13 protein-coding genes are annotated in these 18445 nt (G+C 73.3%); 9 read left to right on the forward strand and 4 right to left on the reverse strand.

Annotation, left to right across the window (positions count from 1 at the left end):
- Positions 1-3 precede the first annotated feature (3 nt).
- The 4 genes from HTZ77_RS34390 to HTZ77_RS34405 all read left to right on the forward strand — a co-directional run bounded on the left by HTZ77_RS34390 (position 4) and on the right by HTZ77_RS34405 (position 7518).
- Complete coding sequence (locus tag HTZ77_RS34390) at positions 4-2448, forward strand: hypothetical protein (RefSeq protein WP_175593907.1); 2445 nt, start codon at positions 4-6, stop codon at positions 2446-2448.
- A gap of 136 nt (positions 2449-2584) precedes the next feature.
- Complete coding sequence (locus tag HTZ77_RS34395) at positions 2585-3916, forward strand: lipopolysaccharide biosynthesis protein (RefSeq protein ID WP_235995612.1); 1332 nt, start codon at positions 2585-2587, stop codon at positions 3914-3916.
- 28 nt (positions 3917-3944) lie between these two features.
- Entirely contained in the window at positions 3945-5081 is a 1137-nt protein-coding gene (locus tag HTZ77_RS34400) for a glycosyltransferase (RefSeq protein ID WP_175593909.1), read from the forward strand.
- A gap of 103 nt (positions 5082-5184) precedes the next feature.
- Positions 5185-7518 carry a hypothetical protein gene (locus tag HTZ77_RS34405; RefSeq protein ID WP_175593910.1) on the forward strand — a complete coding sequence of 778 codons (2334 nt, stop codon included), beginning with the start codon at positions 5185-5187 and terminating at the stop codon, positions 7516-7518.
- Between the two features lie 90 nt (positions 7519-7608).
- Here the strand turns inward: HTZ77_RS34405 and HTZ77_RS34410 are convergent, their stop codons facing one another.
- The gene (locus tag HTZ77_RS34410) at positions 7609-8874 is read right to left on the reverse strand and encodes a hypothetical protein (RefSeq protein ID WP_175593911.1); all 1266 of its coding nucleotides are present in this window, start codon (positions 8872-8874) and stop codon (positions 7609-7611) included.
- Between the two features lie 394 nt (positions 8875-9268).
- Between HTZ77_RS34410 and HTZ77_RS34415 the strand changes: the two genes are divergently transcribed.
- The 5 genes from HTZ77_RS34415 to HTZ77_RS34435 are packed head-to-tail and all read left to right on the forward strand — an operon-like array spanning position 9269 to position 14834.
- Complete coding sequence (locus tag HTZ77_RS34415) at positions 9269-10426, forward strand: glycosyltransferase (RefSeq protein WP_235995590.1); 1158 nt, start codon at positions 9269-9271, stop codon at positions 10424-10426.
- Positions 10423-11376 (forward strand): NAD-dependent epimerase/dehydratase family protein, encoded by a 954-nt coding sequence (locus HTZ77_RS34420; RefSeq protein WP_175593913.1) that lies wholly within the window; start codon positions 10423-10425, stop codon positions 11374-11376. The genes HTZ77_RS34415 and HTZ77_RS34420 overlap by 4 nt, the downstream gene beginning before the upstream one ends.
- Before the next feature lie 44 nt (positions 11377-11420).
- Positions 11421-12410, forward strand: a complete 990-nt coding sequence (locus HTZ77_RS34425) for an NAD-dependent epimerase/dehydratase family protein (RefSeq protein ID WP_175593914.1) — start codon at positions 11421-11423, stop codon at positions 12408-12410.
- Positions 12407-13447 (forward strand): glycosyltransferase family 4 protein, encoded by a 1041-nt coding sequence (locus tag HTZ77_RS34430; RefSeq protein WP_175593915.1) that lies wholly within the window; start codon positions 12407-12409, stop codon positions 13445-13447. Before HTZ77_RS34425 ends, HTZ77_RS34430 begins: the two co-directional genes overlap by 4 nt.
- 4 nt (positions 13448-13451) lie before the next feature.
- Complete coding sequence (locus HTZ77_RS34435) at positions 13452-14834, forward strand: polysaccharide biosynthesis tyrosine autokinase (RefSeq protein WP_175593916.1); 1383 nt, start codon at positions 13452-13454, stop codon at positions 14832-14834.
- Here HTZ77_RS34435 and HTZ77_RS34440 read toward each other — a convergent pair.
- Genes HTZ77_RS34440 through HTZ77_RS34450 form a run of 3 tightly spaced genes read right to left on the reverse strand, consistent with a single transcriptional unit; the run spans position 14812 to position 18024 of the window.
- Positions 14812-15393 carry an arsenate reductase/protein-tyrosine-phosphatase family protein gene (locus tag HTZ77_RS34440; RefSeq protein ID WP_175593917.1) on the reverse strand — a complete coding sequence of 194 codons (582 nt, stop codon included), beginning with the start codon at positions 15391-15393 and terminating at the stop codon, positions 14812-14814. The two genes, HTZ77_RS34435 and HTZ77_RS34440, sit on opposite strands and share 23 nt — an antisense overlap.
- Positions 15393-17177 (reverse strand): DUF4012 domain-containing protein, encoded by a 1785-nt coding sequence (locus tag HTZ77_RS34445; protein ID WP_175593918.1) that lies wholly within the window; start codon positions 17175-17177, stop codon positions 15393-15395. Before HTZ77_RS34445 ends, HTZ77_RS34440 begins: the two co-directional genes overlap by 1 nt.
- Entirely contained in the window at positions 17167-18024 is an 858-nt protein-coding gene (locus tag HTZ77_RS34450; RefSeq protein WP_175593919.1) for an LPXTG cell wall anchor domain-containing protein, read from the reverse strand. The genes HTZ77_RS34445 and HTZ77_RS34450 overlap by 11 nt, the downstream gene beginning before the upstream one ends.
- Between the last annotated feature and the right edge of the window lie 421 nt (positions 18025-18445).

Genomic DNA, 18445 nt, shown 5'->3' on the forward strand with positions numbered 1-18445 from the left:
CGGGTGGGGGGAACTCCGCCCGAGCCGCGCGTGGGGGAGACGCCGCCGGGGGCCGCGGGCCCGCTGAGCCGGGTGTGGCGGTGGCTGCCCGCGGCGGCCGTGCTCGCCTGCGCCGTGGTCGCGCTGCGGCTGTACGGCGTCGGTGCCCGGGACACGGCCGCGTTCGCCCTGTACGTCGCGCTGGCTCTGGCGCTGCCCGGCCTGCTGTGGGCGCGCGCCCTGTACGGCCGCGCGCACGCGCTGCCCGAGCAGGTCGCGCTCGGCCTGAGCCTCGGCTACGCGATCGAGGTGCTCACCTACCTGCCGGCCCGCGCGCTCGGGCTGCCCCTGCTGGTCCTGGCGTGGCCGCTCGGCACGTACGCGCTGTTCCTGGCCGTCCCCCGGCTGCGCGGGCACTGGCGGCGCGGACCCGGCGCGCGCCCCGCCCCGCTGTGGTGGTCGTGGACCCTCGCGCTCGTCATGATCGCGGTCGTCGCCCTGGTGGCCGCCGGGTTCTACGCCCGCCAGCCGCTCACCTGGCCGGCGCTCCTGTCGTCGTCCGTGGACATGCCCTTCCACCTGGCGCTGACCGGCGAGCTGCGCAACCACGTGCCGCCCACGATGCCGTCGGTCGCCGGTGAGCCGCTGGCGTACCACTGGTTCGTCTACGCGCACCTCGCCGCGGCCGGCCGGATCACCGGGATCGAGCCCGCCGTCGTGCTCTTCCGGCTGGCCGTGCTGCCCATGCTGGCGGCGTTCGTCGTGCTGCTCGGGATGGTCGGGCGCCGCCTGACGGGCTCGCGGAGGGTGGCGGCCGGCGCGGTGGCGGCGACGGTGTTCGTGGCCGCGCCGGGCCTGTACACGGGGTCGGTCCCCGGGCTGCTGACCTGGACGCCGCCGTACTCGTGGGCCAGCCCCACCCAGACGTTCGGCGCCCTGCTGTTCGCCCCCGTGATGCTCCTGCTCCTCGACCTGTCCGGGGCCGGACGGCGCGGCCGGGGCTGGTGGGCCCTCCTGACGGTCATGCTGGTGGCGCTGGCGGGGGCCAAGGCCACCTACCTGCCGCTCCTCGCGGCCGGCCTGCTGGTGGTCGCCGTCGTCGAGGCGGTCACCCGGTTCCGGGTGCCCCGGCGGGCGGCGGCCGTGCTCGGACTGACGGTGGCGTGCCTGGCGTTCGCGCACGTGGTGCTGTTCGGCGGCGCGCGGCAGGGCATCGTCGTCGATCCGCTCTCGATGGTCCGGGTGACCTGGCGCAACCTGACCGGCGTCAGCGCCGCGGAGCCGGTCGCGTGGCCGGCGGCGCTCGGGGCGACGCTCCTGTGCCTGCTCGGCGCGGCCGTCGCCTGGTGCGGGGCGCTGGGACTGCTGTGCCGGCCGCGGCTGCTCGCCCGCCCTCCCGTGGTGCTGGCGCTCGGCATGAGCGCGGCCGGGCTGGGCGCGGCGCTCCTGCTCGGCCATCCGTCGCTGTCGCAGGGGTACTTCCTGCAGGCGGTCTTCCCCTATCTGGCGATGCTCGCCTGCCTCGGCCTGGCCGTCGCGGTCCGGACGGCGAGGCTGCGGCCGGCCCTGGCGGTGGGGGCCGCCTGCGCCGGGGTGGCCGCCGTCGTGGCGATCCGCGCGATGCTCGGCGTGCGGGTGCCGCTCGGCCCCGGCGTGGACGCCGCCGTGCTCTACCTGCCGTACGCGGCACTGCTCGGCCTGGTGGTGACGGCCGGGATGGCGCTGCGCGCGCTGCGCCGGAGCCGGTCCGCGACCTTCGCGCTGCTGCTCTGCCTGGTCACCGCGGCGGGCACGCCGGCGGCGTGGACGGCGCAGCTCGCGCTGGGCGCCGCGAAGGGCCCGCTCCCGGCCGCCGCGCACCGCCGGGTGGGGCCGGACGCGCCCCGGGGCGCGGTCGCGGCCGGGCGATGGCTGCGCGCCAACTCGCACCCGGACGACCTCGTCGCCACCAACGCGCACTGCCGGTGGGGCTTCGAGTCCCCGTGCGACAGCCGCGCCTTCTGGGCCAGTGCGCTGAGCGAGCGGCGGGTGCTGGTCGAGGGCTGGGCGTACACGGCGACCTCCCTGGCCGGCGCGCGTCCCGAGGAGGAGGCGGAGCACCGCCCGTTCTGGGACCAGGAGCGGCTGCGCGCCAACGACGCCGTCTTCCAGCGGCCGTCGCCCGAGGCGGCCCGCGTCCTGCGCGAGCGCTACGGCGTGCGGTGGCTGTTCGTGGACGAGACCCGGCTGCCGGCGGGCGTCCGCCTGGACGCCGCGGCCACGCCGCGCTTCCGCTCCGGCGACCACGCCGTCTACGAGCTGACCGGCGACGACCCCGCGCCCCTCGCGACCCCGGCGACCCCGACCCCCGCGACCTCGCCCTCCGCGGCCCCGACCCCTGCAACCTCCGCGACCCGCAACCCCACAACCCACACCCCCCGGGACCACAGGCTGACCGGCGGTCCGGCGACCAGGGCCTCCACGAAGTGACCGGACAGAACTGATACAGAACTGATCGGTATGGCCTGGGGCACGGGCGGGCAATGTTTCGCGCGGCCGGGACGCGGGCCGGAGCGCCGCCACCGTCACCGGCCGTCCGGTGGCGATGATGACGCCCGTGAAGGTCATGACGTCCTCGGCGGCCCTCGCTCTTCGCACGCTGGCCACGCGCGGGGTCAGGCTGGGCCTGGAGACGGTGACAGGGGTGATCATCGCGCGCACCCTCCAGCCCGAGGGCAGGGGCGTCTACGCGGTGATCAGCACGGCGGCGTTCGCCGCCGTCGTCGTGGGCCACCTGTCGCTGGAGAAGTCGCAGATCGCCCTCTGGGAGGACCGTTCGCGGCACCCGGCGCTGGCCACGAACGGCCTGGTGCTGGGGCTGATCCTGGGCTCGCTGTCGGCGCTGGGCGCGCTGGGGATCGTCGCGCTGCTCGGCGCCCAGGGCGGGCTCGCCCTGTGGGCGCTGGCCCTGGCGGCGGTGCCGCTCGGCGCGGCCTCCGTCAACCTCAACGGCATCATGACTTTGCAGTCCCGCATGGACGTCGTCAACCGCAAGTCGCTCCTCGCCGCGCTGGCGCGGTGCCTGCCCATCCTGGCGCTCGCGGCCCTGGGACACCTGACGCTGACCGGCGTGGTCGCCTGCTGGGCGCTCTCGATCGCCCTGCCGTTCGTCCTCGTGGTGGGCGGGATGCGGCCGATCCGCCTGCGCATGGACCGGGCGCTCGTGCGGCGCCAGCTCAGCCTGTCCGGCAGGTACCACGTGGGCTGGGTGGCGCTGTACCTCATCGTCACCATCGACGTCCCGCTGCTCAGCGCGCTGGACTCGCCGTCCGCGGTCGGCATCTACACCGTCGCCGTCACGATCATGACCCTGACCCGGATCCCGTGCGAGACGATCACGCAGATCGTGCTGCCCAAGCAGGCGTCCTGTGACGTGGAGGAGGCCAAGCACGTCACGGTCCGCGCGCTGCGGCTCATGCTGCTCGTCTCCTCCGGCTTCGTGGTGGTGCTCGTGGCGGCCTCGCCGTGGATGATCCCGCTGGTCTACGGCGACTCCTTCGCGGGGAGCGTGGCCCCGCTGCTCGCGCTCGCCCCGGGAACCGTCGCCCTCATGCTGGTCAGAGCCGTCGAGCAGCACCTCGTGCGGCTGGAGCGCCCGTCGACGATGACCGCCGTCTCGGTCGGCGTGCTCTGCGCGAACGTGCTGCTCAACCTCGTGATGATCCCGCGCTGGGGCGCGGTGGGCGCTGCGGTGGCCTCCACCGTGACGTACGCCGCCCTGGCCGCCGTGGAGATCACGCGCTTCGCCCGGTTGACGGGGCTGCCCGCGAGGGCGCTGGTCCCGGGCAGGGCGGAGGTCCATTCGGTGGTGAAGCCGCTGATGGCGGCGGCTTCCGGAAATTCGCGACACGCCCCGCGGCATCCGGCGTCGCACCGTCCGGATTCCTACTCTGAGTGATGACGATATCGCCGACAGTGGAGGACTCATGGGCACGTCCGGAGAGCCGTCCGGCCTCAGGCGCGTCGCGCTGCTCATCGGGCAGCTCGGCCTGGGCGGCGCGGAGAAACAGGTGTCCCTGCTCGCGCGCGAGCTGCACAGCAGGAACATCGCCGTGGACGTGCTGCTGCTGTCGAAGGGCGGCCCGCACGAGGCCACGCTGCGCGCCGCCGGGATCCACGTCCACCATCTCGGCTTCACCAGGACACCGTCCGGCAGCATCGCCGACCCGCGCAACGTCCGGGCCTTCGCCCGGCTCGTCCTGCTGCTGCGCCGGCTCCGGCCGGACGTGCTGCACGCGTACCTCCTGCACAGCTACCTGATCGGGGCGCCCGCGGCGCTGCTGGCGCGGGTGCCCGTGATGGTCGCCGGCCGTCGCGGCCTCAGCGACATCAAGAGGAAGCAGGGGCGGCTCTTCTCGGTGGGCAGCGCGATGACCGCGATCACCGACCACGTCGTCGCCAACGCGGCGGCGGTCGCCGAGGACGCGCGGACTGTCGAGGGCATCCCGCCGCACAAGCTCAGCGTCATCTACAACGGCCTTTCCGACGCGGCGCTGGAGGTCGTCGAGCCCGCGACCGTCGACACCCGGCTGCCCGTGGTGGTGTGCCTGGCGCGCCTGCGGCCCGAGAAGGGGCACGACTGCCTGCTCGACGCCGCCGCCCTGCTCGCCCGGGAGGGCCGCCGGTGCACCTGGCTGCTCGTCGGCGACGGCCCGGAGACCGAGCGGCTCCAGGCCCGGGCCCACGCGCTGGACGTCGACGTCCGCTTCTGGGGAGCGGTGACCGACCCCCGGCCGCTGCTGGCCCGGGCCGACGTCGTCGTGCTCCCCTCCGTCTCCGAAGGACTGAGCAACGCGATCATGGAGGCGATGGTCCAGCGGCGGCCGATCGTGGCCACCGCGGTCGGAGGGACGCCGGAGCTGCTGGGCGACGACCGCGGCGTCCTGATCCCGCACTCGGACCCGGCGGCCCTCGCCCGGGCCGTGGCCGGCCTCCTCGACGACCCGGGGCACGCCGCGCGCCTGGGCGCCGAGGCCCGGGCCTGGGTCCTGAAGAACCTCGACGCCACGACCATGGTCGAGGAGCACCTCGCGCTGTACCGCGGACTCCTCGCCCGGAGGTGAACGGCGTTCCGCTCGCTCATGGCGCTTTCAGGTAACGGCAACGACTCCGTCCAGCGCAGAGCGCCTGCCCGGCTGTGATCGCGGGCGCGTCCAGACTCCCCTCATGGCCATATCTCGACCGGGTTACGCGCTCGAAGAGCAGACAATCACACGACCGGGCCGCCGCGCCGGTGAGGCGGGGGGCTCCCCCCGGCAGGACGCGGCGCGGCGGCTGCTCCGGTGGGCTCCCGCCGTGCTCACCGCCGGCTTCGTCGCGGCCGTCCTGTACCGCTACGGCGTCTCCCTCCCGGACATGGGCCGCTACGGCGCGTACCTCGCGCTGTGTCTCGCGCTCCCGGGCCTGCTCCTCGTCCGCGCCCTCTACGGCGGCAGCCGCACCCTGGCGGAGGAGCTGGCGCTCGGCACGGCGCTCGGCCTGGCCGTCGAGCTGGCGGCCTACGTCGCGGCCCGGGCGGCGGGCTTCCCGCTGCTCGTCCTGGCGTGGCCGGCGCTCACCTACGCCGCGTTCCTCGCCGTGCCCGGCCTGCGCAGGCACTGGAGGGGGAGCGGTCCGCGGCCGGCCGCGCCGCTCTGGTGGCCGTGGGCGCTGGCGGCGCTCGTCTGCTACCTGGTGGCCAAGGCCGCCTACAGCCACTTCGCCGCCGCGCCGCTCACCTGGCCGGAGCTCGCGGGGTACTCGGACGACGCGCCGTTCCACCTCGGCCTGATCGGCGAGCTGAAGCACCACCTGCCGCCGACGAGCCCCATCGTCGCGGGCGAACCGCTGTTCTACCACTGGTTCGTCTACGCGCACTGGGCGGCCGCGAGCTGGATCACCGGCGTCGAGCCGCTGGTGCTGCTGCTCCGCCTGGGCATGCTGCCGGTGCTGACCGCGTTCGTCGTGCTGGTGGCGATGCTCGGCCGCCGGGTGACCGACTCGTGGACGGGCGGCGCGCTCGCGGCCGCGGCCACGCTCTTCGTGGGCGCCGCCCGCCTGTTCTTCGGCCCGCTCGGGACGTTCACCTGGGGCGGGATCCACGACGCGGCATGGGGCAGTCCCACGTTCGCCTTCGGCGCGCTGCTGTTCGTCCCCGCCGTCCTGCTGCTGACCGAGCTGTTGCACCACCGCTGGTACGACCTGGGCGCGTGGCTCGTCCTGGGCGTCTTCCTGCTGGCGGTCATGGGCGCCAAGGCCACCTACCTGCCGATGCTGCTCGTGGGGCTGGCGGCCGTGGCGGCGATCGAGGGGGTGCGGCGGCGCCGGGTGCCGTGGCCCGCGCTCACGGCGCTCCTGATGACCGGGACGTGCCTGGTCTTCGCGCAGCTCGTCCTGTTCGGCGGGCGGCGGCAGGGCCTGATGGTCGCGCCCTTCTCCTTCATGCGCACCGTCTGGCAGGACCTGACCGGCATGCCGGTGGACGCGACTCCCACGCTGCTGTCACTGGCCGGCGTCACGACGGTATACCTGCTGGCCTGGGCGGTCACCTGGAGCCCGATGCTGGGGCTGCTGAGCAGGCCGCGGCTGTTCGTCCGGCCCGACGTGGTGCTCATGGTGGGCATGGCGGCCGCGGGGCTCGCCGGGATGATCGTCCTCGATCACCCCGGGCGGAGCCAGATCTACTTCCTGTGGGGCTCGCACCCGTACCTGGTGATCCCCGCCGTCTTCGGCGTCCTCGTCATCCTGCGCCGGGCCCGGGTCCCGCACGCCTGGGCGCTGTGCGCGATCGGGGCCGGGCTGGCCGGCGCCTACGCGATCCCCCTGCTGCTCGGCGTCACGGCGCCCCTGGAGCCGGGCCGGTCCGACACCGTCCTGCTCCTCCCGTACCTGATGCTGGTGGCCGTCGTCGCGCTGGCGTCGCTGGTCGTCGTGGTCACGCGGTCCCGGCTGCGCGGCTGGGCCCTGGTGATCGTGGCGCTGGCCGCCATGGGCCTGCCCGCCGCGCACCACGTGCGCGTGATCTCGGTCCTGTCCGGCGCGAGCGGGTCGGCGGCGGCCGCGGCGGAGCCCGCGCCGCCGGCGCCGCCCGGGGTGCTGACCGCCGCGCGCTGGCTGCGCGAGCACTCGTCGCCCGACGACCTGGTCGCCACGAACGTGCACTGCCGGTGGGGGTTGGAGAACCCCTGCGACTCGCGCCAGTTCTGGATCTCCGCGCTGACCGAGCGGCACATGCTGGTCGAGGGATGGGCGTTCACGGTGAAGAACGCGGACAGCTGGCAGCCCGGCCGGCTGGAGCAGCACCAGCCCTTCTGGGACCGGGACCGGCTCGCGGCCAACGACGCGGCCTTCGTGTCGCCGTCCGCGGCCACGGTCCAGGGACTGCGGGACCGCTACGGCGTCCGCTGGCTCTTCGTGGACGAGCAGCGCCCCGGGGTGAGCCGCGACATCGGCGACTTCGCCCGGTTCCGCTTCCGCAGCGGAGCGTTCTCCGTCTACGAGACCGAGCCCTCCGGGGCCTGACCCCGCATCCGGCCGGCGGCCGCACCCGCGAGCCGCCGGCCGTTTCTCAGCGCCTGCTCAGCGCCTGCTCAGCGCCTGCTCAGCGCCTGCTCAGCGCCGTGCCGGAGCGGGCGGGACCGGATCGGCCGTCTCCAGCTCGTCCGGCTCCACCGGTGGAGCGGGCGACCGGTCCTGGGCGGACCGGGTCCAGGCCACCGCCGCGAGCAGGCTCGCGACCAGCACGATGGGCAGGCGCTGCCGGAAGATCAGTCCGATGTTGGCCATCGTGGTCGCGTAGGCGATCGTCCCCGGCACGAGGAACAGCAGGAAGATGAGGAGCGTCCTGCGGTCCCGGCGCCACAGCTCCCGCCCGCCCCGTATCGCGCCGTACAGCAGGATGTACCAGATGACCACGTCGATCTTTCCCAGCTGCAGCGTGAGGCTGCCGCTCTCCCAGGGGAAGGGCGACAGGAGCGTGTAGACCACCTTCATCCCCAGGCCGCTCCACCGGTCGCCGCCGTCGTCGAAGTGCACCCCCGACGCGTTCTCGGCGTTGGAGCGCATGACGGCCTCCGACTGTCCCTGGTCCATCTGCCGCTCGGCCAGCTCCAGCGGGGTGTTCTCGTACACGCCGCCCACGAACAGCATGGCGGCCATCAGCAGCGCGCCGAAGGCGAAGAGCTTGCGCACCGAGAACGCCGACTTCGAGGCCACCACGCCGCAGACGATCGGGATCACCGCCATGAAGACCATGTACGGGCGGACGTGCCACAGGCACCACAGCAGCGGCGCGGCCAGCAGCAGCACGCTCGTCCTGAACCGCTGCGCCACGGACGCGCCGATGCCGACGCAGGCCACCACGAGGAACGCGTTGAACCCGTCCTTGTAGGTGTCGGAGGTGTGCAGCAGGAACGCCGGAGTGAAGGCGGTCACCAGCAGCAGCCGGTACGCCGCCCGCTCGTCGGCCCCGATCAGCCGGGCGATCCGGTACATCACCACGCACAGCGCGCAGGCCAGCAGCGCCACCACGGCCGTGCACGCCAGCGGCGCCTGGCCGCCGCACAGGAACATGACCAGCGCGAAGATGTTGCACGGCACCGCCGCGGTGCCGAGGATCTCCATGTCCGCGGCCGTGACGAAATGGAAGCCGTCCAACTTCCAGGAGTTGAGGATCATCATCCCGCGGACCTCGTAGCCCAGGTTGTCGCCGCCGTAGTCGATGAGTCCCGAGCGCACCACCAGCACGTGGACGGCCAGGCGCGCCGCGAACGCGGCCAGCAGGACGGGCATCGCGCGCCGGGCCGCCGGCGCGTCCAGATGCGCGTTGACCAGCAGGATGAGGGCCACGGCGGCGGCCGCGACGATGACGAGTTCCATGGAGGCGACTTTCCGTCCATCTGAGCACCTTGCTCCGATGCCCAGAAGCCGAACCGGACCGCCGGCAGGCGGGTCGGCGACGACGACGCTAGCGGCGGGGGCCGCGCACATCACTTCCTGGAGTGTCTCCATGGCGTGCTGATTACCCCGCTTGGCCGACTCTTTCCGGTAAGGCGGCTTTCCTGCTGCGCTGCTTGTCCGGGGAAGCCCCACAAATCCCAAGGAGAGTAAGTGCCGACTCTCCGAGATAACGGCCAGGTAGGGAGCGAGAAAACATTTCACCACTGACCGCGACGCCGTAAGCCGAAATCGCCGATACCGCAGCTAGCTTCGCGGACGTGAGCCAGATTCGTCCTCTAGGAGCCGCATGAAGCCGGACAGTCGGATTCGTGTCATGGAAATCATCGCCCGGATGAACGTGGGCGGCCCCGCGACTCAGGTGCTGGGACTTTCCGAGCGGCTCGACCCGGACGTTTTCGCACACCGGCTCTACACGGGCCACGTCGGCGACGACGAGGGGGACCACCTCGGCCTGCGGCGGTCGGGCGTGCGGGTGCACCGCATCCCGGGCCTGGGCCGTTCGGTCCGGCCCACGGACGACTGCCGTGCCCTGTTCGCGCTGGTCTCCGCCATGCGGGCCTTCCGGCCGCACATCGTCCACACGCGGACCGCCAAGGCGGGCGCGCTCGGGCGGGTGGCGGCCACGCTGGCGGGCGTCGGCGCGGCCCGGGCCCACGTCTTCCACGGGCATCTGCTCGACGGCTATTTCTCCGGCGCCAAGCGCGCGGTGTACGTGCGCTCCGAACGGGTCCTCGCGTCCATGTCGGACCGCCTGGTGACCGTGGGCGCGCGCGTGCGCGACGACCTGCTGCGGGCCGGCATCGGCCGGCCGGAGCAGTACACCGTCATCCCGCCCGGCGTCCGCCTGGGGTCCGTCCCCGACCGCCTCCAGGCCCGCCGCGAGCTGGGCCTGCCGCCGGAGGCGCCCGTGGTGGCCTACGTCGGACGGCTCACCGGCGTCAAGCGGCCCGACCGGTTCGCCGAGGCGGCGCACGAGGTGCTGCGCCGGGTGCCCGGCTGTCACTTCGTCGTCTGCGGCGGCGGCGAGCTGCAGGAGCGGCTGGAGCAGGACATCGCGCCCGCCCGCGACGCCTTCCACCTGGTGGGCTGGCGCAAGGACGTCGAAACGATCTACGCCGCCGCCGACGTGGTCCTGCTGACCTCCGACAACGAGGGCACGCCGCTCACGCTCATCGAGGCCCAGATGGCCGGCACGCCGGTCGTCTCCACCCGGGTGGGCAGCGTCGCCGAGGTCGTCCAGGACGGCCGCACGGGACTGCTGGCCGGCATGGACTCCGCGGAGCTGGCGGAGCACACCGTCCGGCTTCTGACCGACCCCCTGCTCGCGAGCCGGATGGGCGAGGCCGCCCGCCGGTGGTCAACCGCCTCGTTCGACGTGGACCGCCTCGTGGCGGACACCGAGGCCCTATACCGATCGCTGGCCGAGCTCCGCCGGGATCGACGTGCAACTACAGGAGGGAAGAACAGGTGAAAGTCCTGGTAACCGGCGGCGCCGGGTTCATCGGCGCGAACCTGTGCCGGGCGCTCGCGGCGCGGCCCGAGATCGCGGGCATCACGGTGCTCGACGACCTGAGCACGGGCGACCTGGCCAACCTCGACGGCGTCGACGTGGAGTTCGTGCTCGGCAGCATCCTGGACGCCGACACGCTGGCGGACCTGGTCGCGGACGTCACGACCGTCGTCCACCTCGCCGCGCGCCCGTCGGTGCCCCGGTCCCTGCTCGACCCGCTGGCCTCGCACGAGGTCAACGCGACCGGGACGCTGCGGGTCCTGGAGGCGTGCCGGCCGGCCCGGCCGCACGTGATCCTCGCCTCGTCGTCCTCGGTGTACGGCGACTCGGCGGCGCCGTCCAAGCACGAGGACCTGCCGACCAGGCCGCTCAGCCCGTACGGGGTGAGCAAGCTGGCGACCGAGGCGTACGCCCTGGCGTACGCTTCCAGCTTCGCCCTGCCGGTGCTGCCGTTCCGCTTCTTCAACGTGTACGGCCCCCTGCAGCCCGCGGGGCACGCCTACGCGGCCGTGATCCCGGCGTTCGTCTCGGCGGTCCTGGAGGGCACCCCGGTGCCGATCCACGGCGACGGACACCAGGCCCGCGACTTCACCTACGTGGGCTCGGTGACGCAGGTGCTGTGCGAGGCGATCGTGCGCCGCGTCACCAGCGCCAAGCCGGTCAACCTGGCCTTCGGCACGCGCGTCCCGCTGCTGACGCTGAAGGACGTGCTCGCCTCGGTGCTCGGCCGGCCGGTCGACGCCGCCTTCCTCCCGCCGCGCACCGGCGACATCCGGGAGTCGCAGGCATCCCCCGACCTGCTGCGCGAACTGTTCCCCGGGGTGCGGCCGGTCTCGCTCGAGGACGGGCTCCGCATGACGGTCGCCTGGTTCCGGCAGGCGATGACCGCGAGCCCCGGCGTGCACGCGTGAAGCGCCGCCAACCGCAGCCAACGATCGTGTCCAGAGGGGAAACCATGAGCAACGCAGCCACGTGCACCTACTTGATAACGGGCGGCAGCGGATTCGTCGGCTCGCACCTGACCGACGCCCTGCTCGCCCGCGGCGACTCCGTGGTCGTCCTCGACGACCTGTCCACCGGGCGGCGGGACAACCTGCGCCCGCACCCCGCCCTGCGCTTCGTGCGCGGCTCCATCCTGGACGAGCTGATCGTCGACGAGCTGGTCCACGAGTGCGACGTGGTGGTCCACCTGGCCGCCGCCGTCGGCGTCAAGCTGATCGTCGAGCAGCCGCTGAGGTCGCTGATGACCAACATCAGGGGCTCCGAGAACGTCATCGAGGCGGCGCACCGCTACCGCAAGAAGATCCTCGTCGCCAGCACCAGCGAGATCTACGGCAAGAACTCCACCGGCCCGCTGCGCGAGGACGCCGACCGCATCCTCGGCAACACCGGCGTCGTGCGCTGGGCGTACAGCACGGCCAAGGCCGTGGACGAGATCCTGGCCAACGCCTACCACCACGAGCGGGGCCTGCCCTCCATCGTGGTCAGGCTGTTCAACACCGTGGGACCGCGGCAGAGCCCGGCGTACGGCATGGTCATCCCGCGCCTCGTGCGGCAGGCCCTCGCCGGGGTCCCGCTGACGGTCCACGGCGACGGCACCCAGACCCGGTGCTTCGCCCACGTGCTCGACGTGGTGGACGCCCTGCTGCGGCTGCTCGGCGACGAGGCGGCCGTCGGCCAGACCTTCAACATCGGCTCGGCGGAGGAGGTGAGCATCCTGGAGCTGGCCAAGCTGGTCATCGAGCACACGGGATCCACCTCGGGCGTCGACCTGATCCCGTACCACGAGGCCTACCGCAAGGGCTTCGAGGACATGGTCCGCAGGGTGCCCGACACCACCAAGATCCGTGAGCTGACCGGATGGACGCCGCGGCGCACGCTGGACGAGATCCTCACGGAGGTCGTCAGGGAGGCGCGCGAGGAGCTCGCGGTGGCGATGCCGTGAGCGGCGTGCTCACGCCGGCGGCCTGCGGCGCCGCCTGCGTCCTCACGGCGCTGACCTCCGTGCCGCTGAAACGCCTGGCGCTGCGGTGGGGGTTCACCGACCGTCCCGGCGGCCACAAGGCCCACGCGCGCCCGACCCCGTACCTGGGCGGCATCGCGATCGCGCTGGTCACGGTCGTGACCACGGTCACCGTCGCGGGGCTCGCCGACCGGCGGCTCACCGCGATCCTGCTGGCGGCCACCGCGGTGGCCGCCCTCGGGCTCATCGACGACATCGCCTCGCTGCCCGCGCTCACGCGGCTGATCGTGGAGACGGTGGCGGCCACCGGCGTCGTGCTGGGCGGCGTCCAGCTCACCGTCACCGGCGGCTGGCCGGACGCGCCGCTGACGATCGTGTGGATCGTCGTGGTGACCAACTCCTTCAACCTGCTCGACAACATGGACGGCGCGCTGGGGGCGGTGACGGCCGCCTCGGCCACGTTCCTGGCGGCGATCGCGTTCCTGCTGACGCAGCCGGCCCTGGGACTCTTCCTCGCCGTCCTGGCGGGCGCCGCGCTGGGCTTCCTGCCCCACAACTGGGCGCCGGCCAAGATGTTCATGGGCGACTCCGGCTCGCTGTTCATCGGGTTCGGCCTGACCTGCTCGGCCATCGTCCTGGTCAGTGGGCGCGGCCCGGACACCGTGGTCGCGGGGCTGCTGCTGCCGACGTTCGTGGCGACGGTCGACACCGGCGTGGTGTTCCTGTCGCGGCTGCGGGCCGGACGCTCGCCGCTCGCGGGCGGCACCGACCACGTCTCGCACCGGCTGCGCCGGCTGGGTTTCGACACCCGTCTGGTCGCGGTGGTGCTGGGCCTGATCGCCATGCTCGCCGGCGCGCTGTGCACGTCCATGGTCGTCGGCCTGGTGCCGCCGCTGACCGCGGCGATCGTGGGGGCGGGCACGGCGGTGGCCGCCGTCGCCCTGCTCCAGGGCGTGAACGTCCACCAGCCGCGCCGGGCCCTCGACAACCCTCCACGAATCCGCGAAAGGCGGCGATGATCTCTTGGACCTGCTCTCCTTCATCCGGCTGGCTCGCAAGAGCTGGTGGCTGATCCTGCTGTCGCTGGTCGTCTCGGTGGGCGCCGCACTGGTGATCACCGCGAACATGCCGCCCAAGTACGCGGCGACGACCACCATGCTGTTCTCCAGCCACGACAAGCAGGGCGGCTTCTCGCCGGCCTACCAGGTGAGCACCCTGTCGCAGGGCGTGCACTCCTACGCCAACCTGCTCACGAGCCGCCGCATGGTGAGCCAGGTGACCACGCCCGACGACGTGGCCCGGCTGCAGCAGAACATCACGGTCGACGTCGTGCCGGGCACCGTGCTGCTGCGCGCGATGGTCACCGACGAGGATCCCGAGCGGGCCGCCTCGCTGGCCAACGCCCTGAGCACCAAGTTCGCGCGGCTGGTGAGCCAGATCGAGCGGCCGACGCCCACCAGCAGGCCCACGGTCAAGGTGACCGTCGTCGACGACGCCCAGGTGCCCAGGACGCCGGTCAGTCCCATGCCGGTGGTCAACGTCCTGGTCGCCATGCTGATCGGGCTGGTCGTCTCCGTCAGCTCGCTCATCCTGCGCGACCGCCTGGACACCACCATCAAGAACAGCGCCGCGCTGCAGCAGGCGGCCGGCAGCTCCACGCTCGGCATCATCGGCTACGAGCGGGACGCCAAGCGCCACCCGCTCGTCGTGCGCCGCAAGGGGCGCTCGTCCCGGGCCGAGGCGTTCCGGTCGCTGCGCACCAACCTGCAGTTCATCGGCGTCGACCGCAAGCCCAGGTCGCTGGTGGTGACGAGCTGCCTGCCCAACGAGGGCAAATCGTCCACCTCCTCCAACCTGGCCATCACCCTCGCCCAGGCCGGCTGGCGGGTCCTGCTCGTGGACGGCGACCTGCGCCGCCCCCGGCTGCCCGACTACTTCGGCATCGAGGGCGGCGTCGGCCTGACCGACGTGCTCATCGGCAAGGTCAGCCTGGAGGGCGTCGTCCAGACGTGGGGGGAGCCGCGCCTGTTCGTGCTGCCGTGCGGCCAGATCCCGCCGAACCCGAGCGAGCTGCTCGGCTCCGACGGCATGCGGCAGCTCCTGGCCGACCTCACCGCGGACTACGACATGGTGATCATCGACGCGCCGCCGCTGCTGCCCGTCACCGACGCGGCCACGCTGTCCGCCCTGTGCGACGGGACCATCCTGGTCGCCAGGTACGGCCGGACCCGGCACGAGCACGTGGTGCGCGGCATCGAGCTGCTGGCGTCGGTCAGCGCCCGCGTCGTCGGCACGGTGCTGAACTTCGTGCCGGCCAAGGCCAGCCGCTACGACGGCTACGGCTACGGCTACGGCTACGAGTCCAAGGCGCAGCAGGTCGAGGTCAAGGCGCCGGTGGGGGTGTGAGCAGCCGCAACGGCGCCGCCAGCGCCTCGGCGATCCGGCGCCCGGCCGCCCGGTAGGCCCACCGGGACCGGCCGTACGGGTCGGCGATGTCGGGATCATCCACACGGACCAGGCCGCGCAGCGCCGCGGCCTGGTCCACGAGCGTCCGGGCCCGGCGCACGGGGTCGCGCTCGCGGCCCACGGCGTCGCCGTCCGCCTCGGCCGCCAGCACGCCGAACTCGGCGATGGTGAACGCCCGCGTGGCCGCCGGCAGGTGCAGGGCCACGACCTCGGCCCGGTGCAGGACGGTCGCCGCCAGCACCAGGTCGGCCCCGGCCACCAGTGGGGCCGTCAGCGGCCGGGAGGCGAAGCCGGACGGGTCGCCGCCGAGCCGCAGCAGCGCCCGCCGGGCGTGCTCGGGCATGGGCATGCCCGGCGCGGCGCGGGTGCCCGCGCTTTCCACGAGGAAGCCGGTGCCGAGGGCGGCGCGGGCCAGCCGCTCGGCCAGCGGCGAGCGGCAGAGGTTGCCGGTGCACACGAACAGGATGCGGAAGGTGCCCGTCACGGTGCCGCCTGTCATCAGCTCTCCGGTACGGCGGCGCAGCCGCCGGGGTCCTGGAGGATCGTCGTGGTCTGCGGCCGGACGAGCGGCTGCACCGGCGCCGCCGGCGCCGCCGCCGAGGCCGGCTCCAGCAGCGTGAAGTCGAGGGTGCGCGCCTGGCCGGGGGCGAACTCCAGCACCGTGGAGTAGACGGGGTGCGAGCGCTCCACCTCGCGGATGGGCTCGATCCGCGTGCCGTCCACCCGCGCCTCGGCCAGCCGGGAGCCGACGCTCGCGTACATCGACACCCACAGCAGCGTGGAGCCCTCGGCGTGCTCCCGTTCCGGCGAGTCGAGGCGGGTCGTCACGTAGGCCGGCAGCCTGCGGCGCGGCACGTCGTTGTCCAGCCGCACGCGCACGCGCGAGGCGCGCCATCCGCCGTTGCACCGCCCGAGCCGGTACTCCAGCGAGCGGCCGAGGTAGTAGTCCAGCTTGTTGCCGGCGGAGTTGTTGACGACCAGCCCGGCGAACGGCCCGGGCGCGCTCGGCAGCACCCCGCCGAGCGGGGTGGCGGCCAGGCGGCGCTCCTCGGCCTCGTGGCGGCTCCACACCTGGATCCGCCGCTCCTCCACCATGCGCGACAGGGCGGAGACCGCCTTCAACGGGTCGGGACGGGCCTGGAACATGGCCTCCACAACGGCCCCGGCGACCTTGATGAGGTAGCGCTTGCGCCGGCGCGGGTCGTCGAAGCGGGCGTACGCCTCGCGCTCGGTGAGGTCCACGACGTTGCGGGCGGTCACCATCTCGCCGCTCGGCAGCTTGACCGGGCCGATGAGCTCCAGCATGCGCGACAGGCCGACGGGGTCGGTGGCGATCGCCCCGTCCAGCCGCTGGCCGGTGTGCCGGCGCCACAGGCCGGTCCACGTGGCCGCCGCGTACGGGAAGTGCGGGGAGAGGTTCGAGATCGACAGGAGTTCGGCCGCGCCCGGCCCGTAGCGGGCACGGTAGGCGGGGCCGTGGTCGACGACGGGCGCGGAGGTGCGGGGGAGGGCGTTGTTGGCGGAGAGCCGGGTGATGCCGATCCCGTCGCGCCCGGCGTTGAGGATGCCGAAGGCGCCCACGAGCCCGCCGGTGCCGCGGGCCTCGGCGTTGGTCTGGAAGGCCAGGAAGTAGTGGCGCGGGCCGTCGTGGCCCAGCATCGGGGGGAGCAGGGTGGCGGCGCCGGCCCCGGCGCGCAGGTAGCCGAGCAGCCGGTCGGTCTCGCGCAGGGCGCTCGCGCGCGCCGTGTCCAGCTCGGCCAGGCCGGTGGCCGCCGGGGTGGCGGCCAGCGACTGCCTGGCCCGGTCGATCCGGTCGGCGGCGGCCCGCAGCTTCGGCGCGGCCACGCTGAGGTCGCCGAGCAGGTGGGGGACCTCACGCATGGACAAGCCGCCGGGCCGCACCAGTCCGCCGCCGGCCTGATGGACGGTGGCGAGGACGTCGGTGAGCTCGGCGGCGGTGTCCGCCAGGCCGCGGACGGCCGTCGCGCCGTCCCCCAGGAAGGGGGCGTGGGTGAGCAACGACCAGTCCGGGCCGGCGGTGAGCCGGTGCGCCTCGGCGGCGTGCCGGCGGGCGTCCGCGAGCGCCTCGCCCATGAGGTGCGGGGCGCTCGCGGGGAGCCGTTCCAGCGCGTCCCTGGCGGCCTGCAGGTGCTCGCGCACGCCCAGGCCGAGACGCGCCTCCCAGGCGCCGGCCAGCGTGAGACACGCGGCCGGGCCCAGCAGCCCGGCGACGAGGAGCCGGCGCCGGTTGCTGCTTGACTGACGGAGGTTCTTACTTGGCATCGGAGGAGCGGCGACGCCTCACGGCGATGACGGTGCCGGCGATGCCGACGAGCAGCAGGCCCGTGCCCGCGGCCACCATCGGCCGGACGTCGGCGCCGGTCATCGGCAGCTCGGGACCGGCCTCCTTCTTCCAGCACTCCACCTCGAAGCAGCCGCCGTCGGGGCCGTGGCCCCACGGGCCGTCGTCCCACGGGCCGAGGTCGACGGTGAAGTGCTTGTCGATGTCCTGCGGCGTGGGCGTCGGGGTGACGTCGTCCTCGTCCTCGTCGGACTCGTCCGTCTCGTCCTCGTCGTCGTCCAGCGGGTTGACGCCCGAGTCCCCGAGGTCGCCGGAGATGTCGTTGTCGCCGCCGACGCCGATCCCGGCCGGGTCGTTGGCCGGTCCGTCCTCGTCCTCGCCGGTGCTGATGCCGCCGGCGACCGTCTCGCCGTTCTGGGACGAGGCCGACGACGTGCAGGACTCGTCGTCGCAACCGGGCGTCACGAGGTCCGTGAGCGGCTGGGGCGCGGACGAGTTCGACAGGACGTCGAGCTGGCTGAAGTCACCGAGGTCCGCGTTGTCGGACTGCTGGCCGTTCGTCGTGGACGCGTTGGTCTGCTCGTCGTCGTCGCCCTGGTCGACGGCCACGGCGTCGGCGAAGGCGTCGTTGGCGTTGTCGCTGGTGTTGTTGTTGTCGAGGCAGGCGTTGACGTTGATGTCACCGCCGTCGGAGCGGGGGCACGGCGGGTACTGCGGGCCGAGCAGCGGCCCGTGCGTGACCGTGGTCGCCTGCACGGCGGCGGCCGTGTGCGCGACGGCCGTGGCCAGCCCCGCGGTCCCGAAGGCGATCCCACCTCCCACCGCCATGGCCGCGAATATCGTTTTCCTGACTTTTTCTGCCATTTCGGACTCCCCGAGACGGTAGTGCGGGCCATAGAACATTTCGCCCGGAATATTCAGCGACATGTTCACTACGGAACCCGTTATATGTGCCGGGTCTCGCGACGCTCCGCGCGGCACACGAGCCTTACCGAAGGATCAGGCATCGTTCGCCGGGCGTTGACGCTGCGGTCTCAGGGGTTCTCGGGGATGGTGTGCGGCGTCCCTTTTCTCGCGGACGGCGCCGGGTTCGCGGCCGATCCGTACGTTGGGAGTCGCTATGTGCGGTAGTTTTACCTTTCGTCCCGTTAGCTGGGCGTCTCGCGATGGCGGCAGCTCTCTTGCCCGACATATACGGTCCAAAGTCCGCGCAAGCCGGAAAAGCGGGCATATCACAACACGCTCGCTG

Origin of the sequence: Nonomuraea montanisoli, from assembly GCF_013363975.1 — a bacterium.
Lineage (GTDB): Bacteria > Actinomycetota > Actinomycetes > Streptosporangiales > Streptosporangiaceae > Nonomuraea > Nonomuraea montanisoli.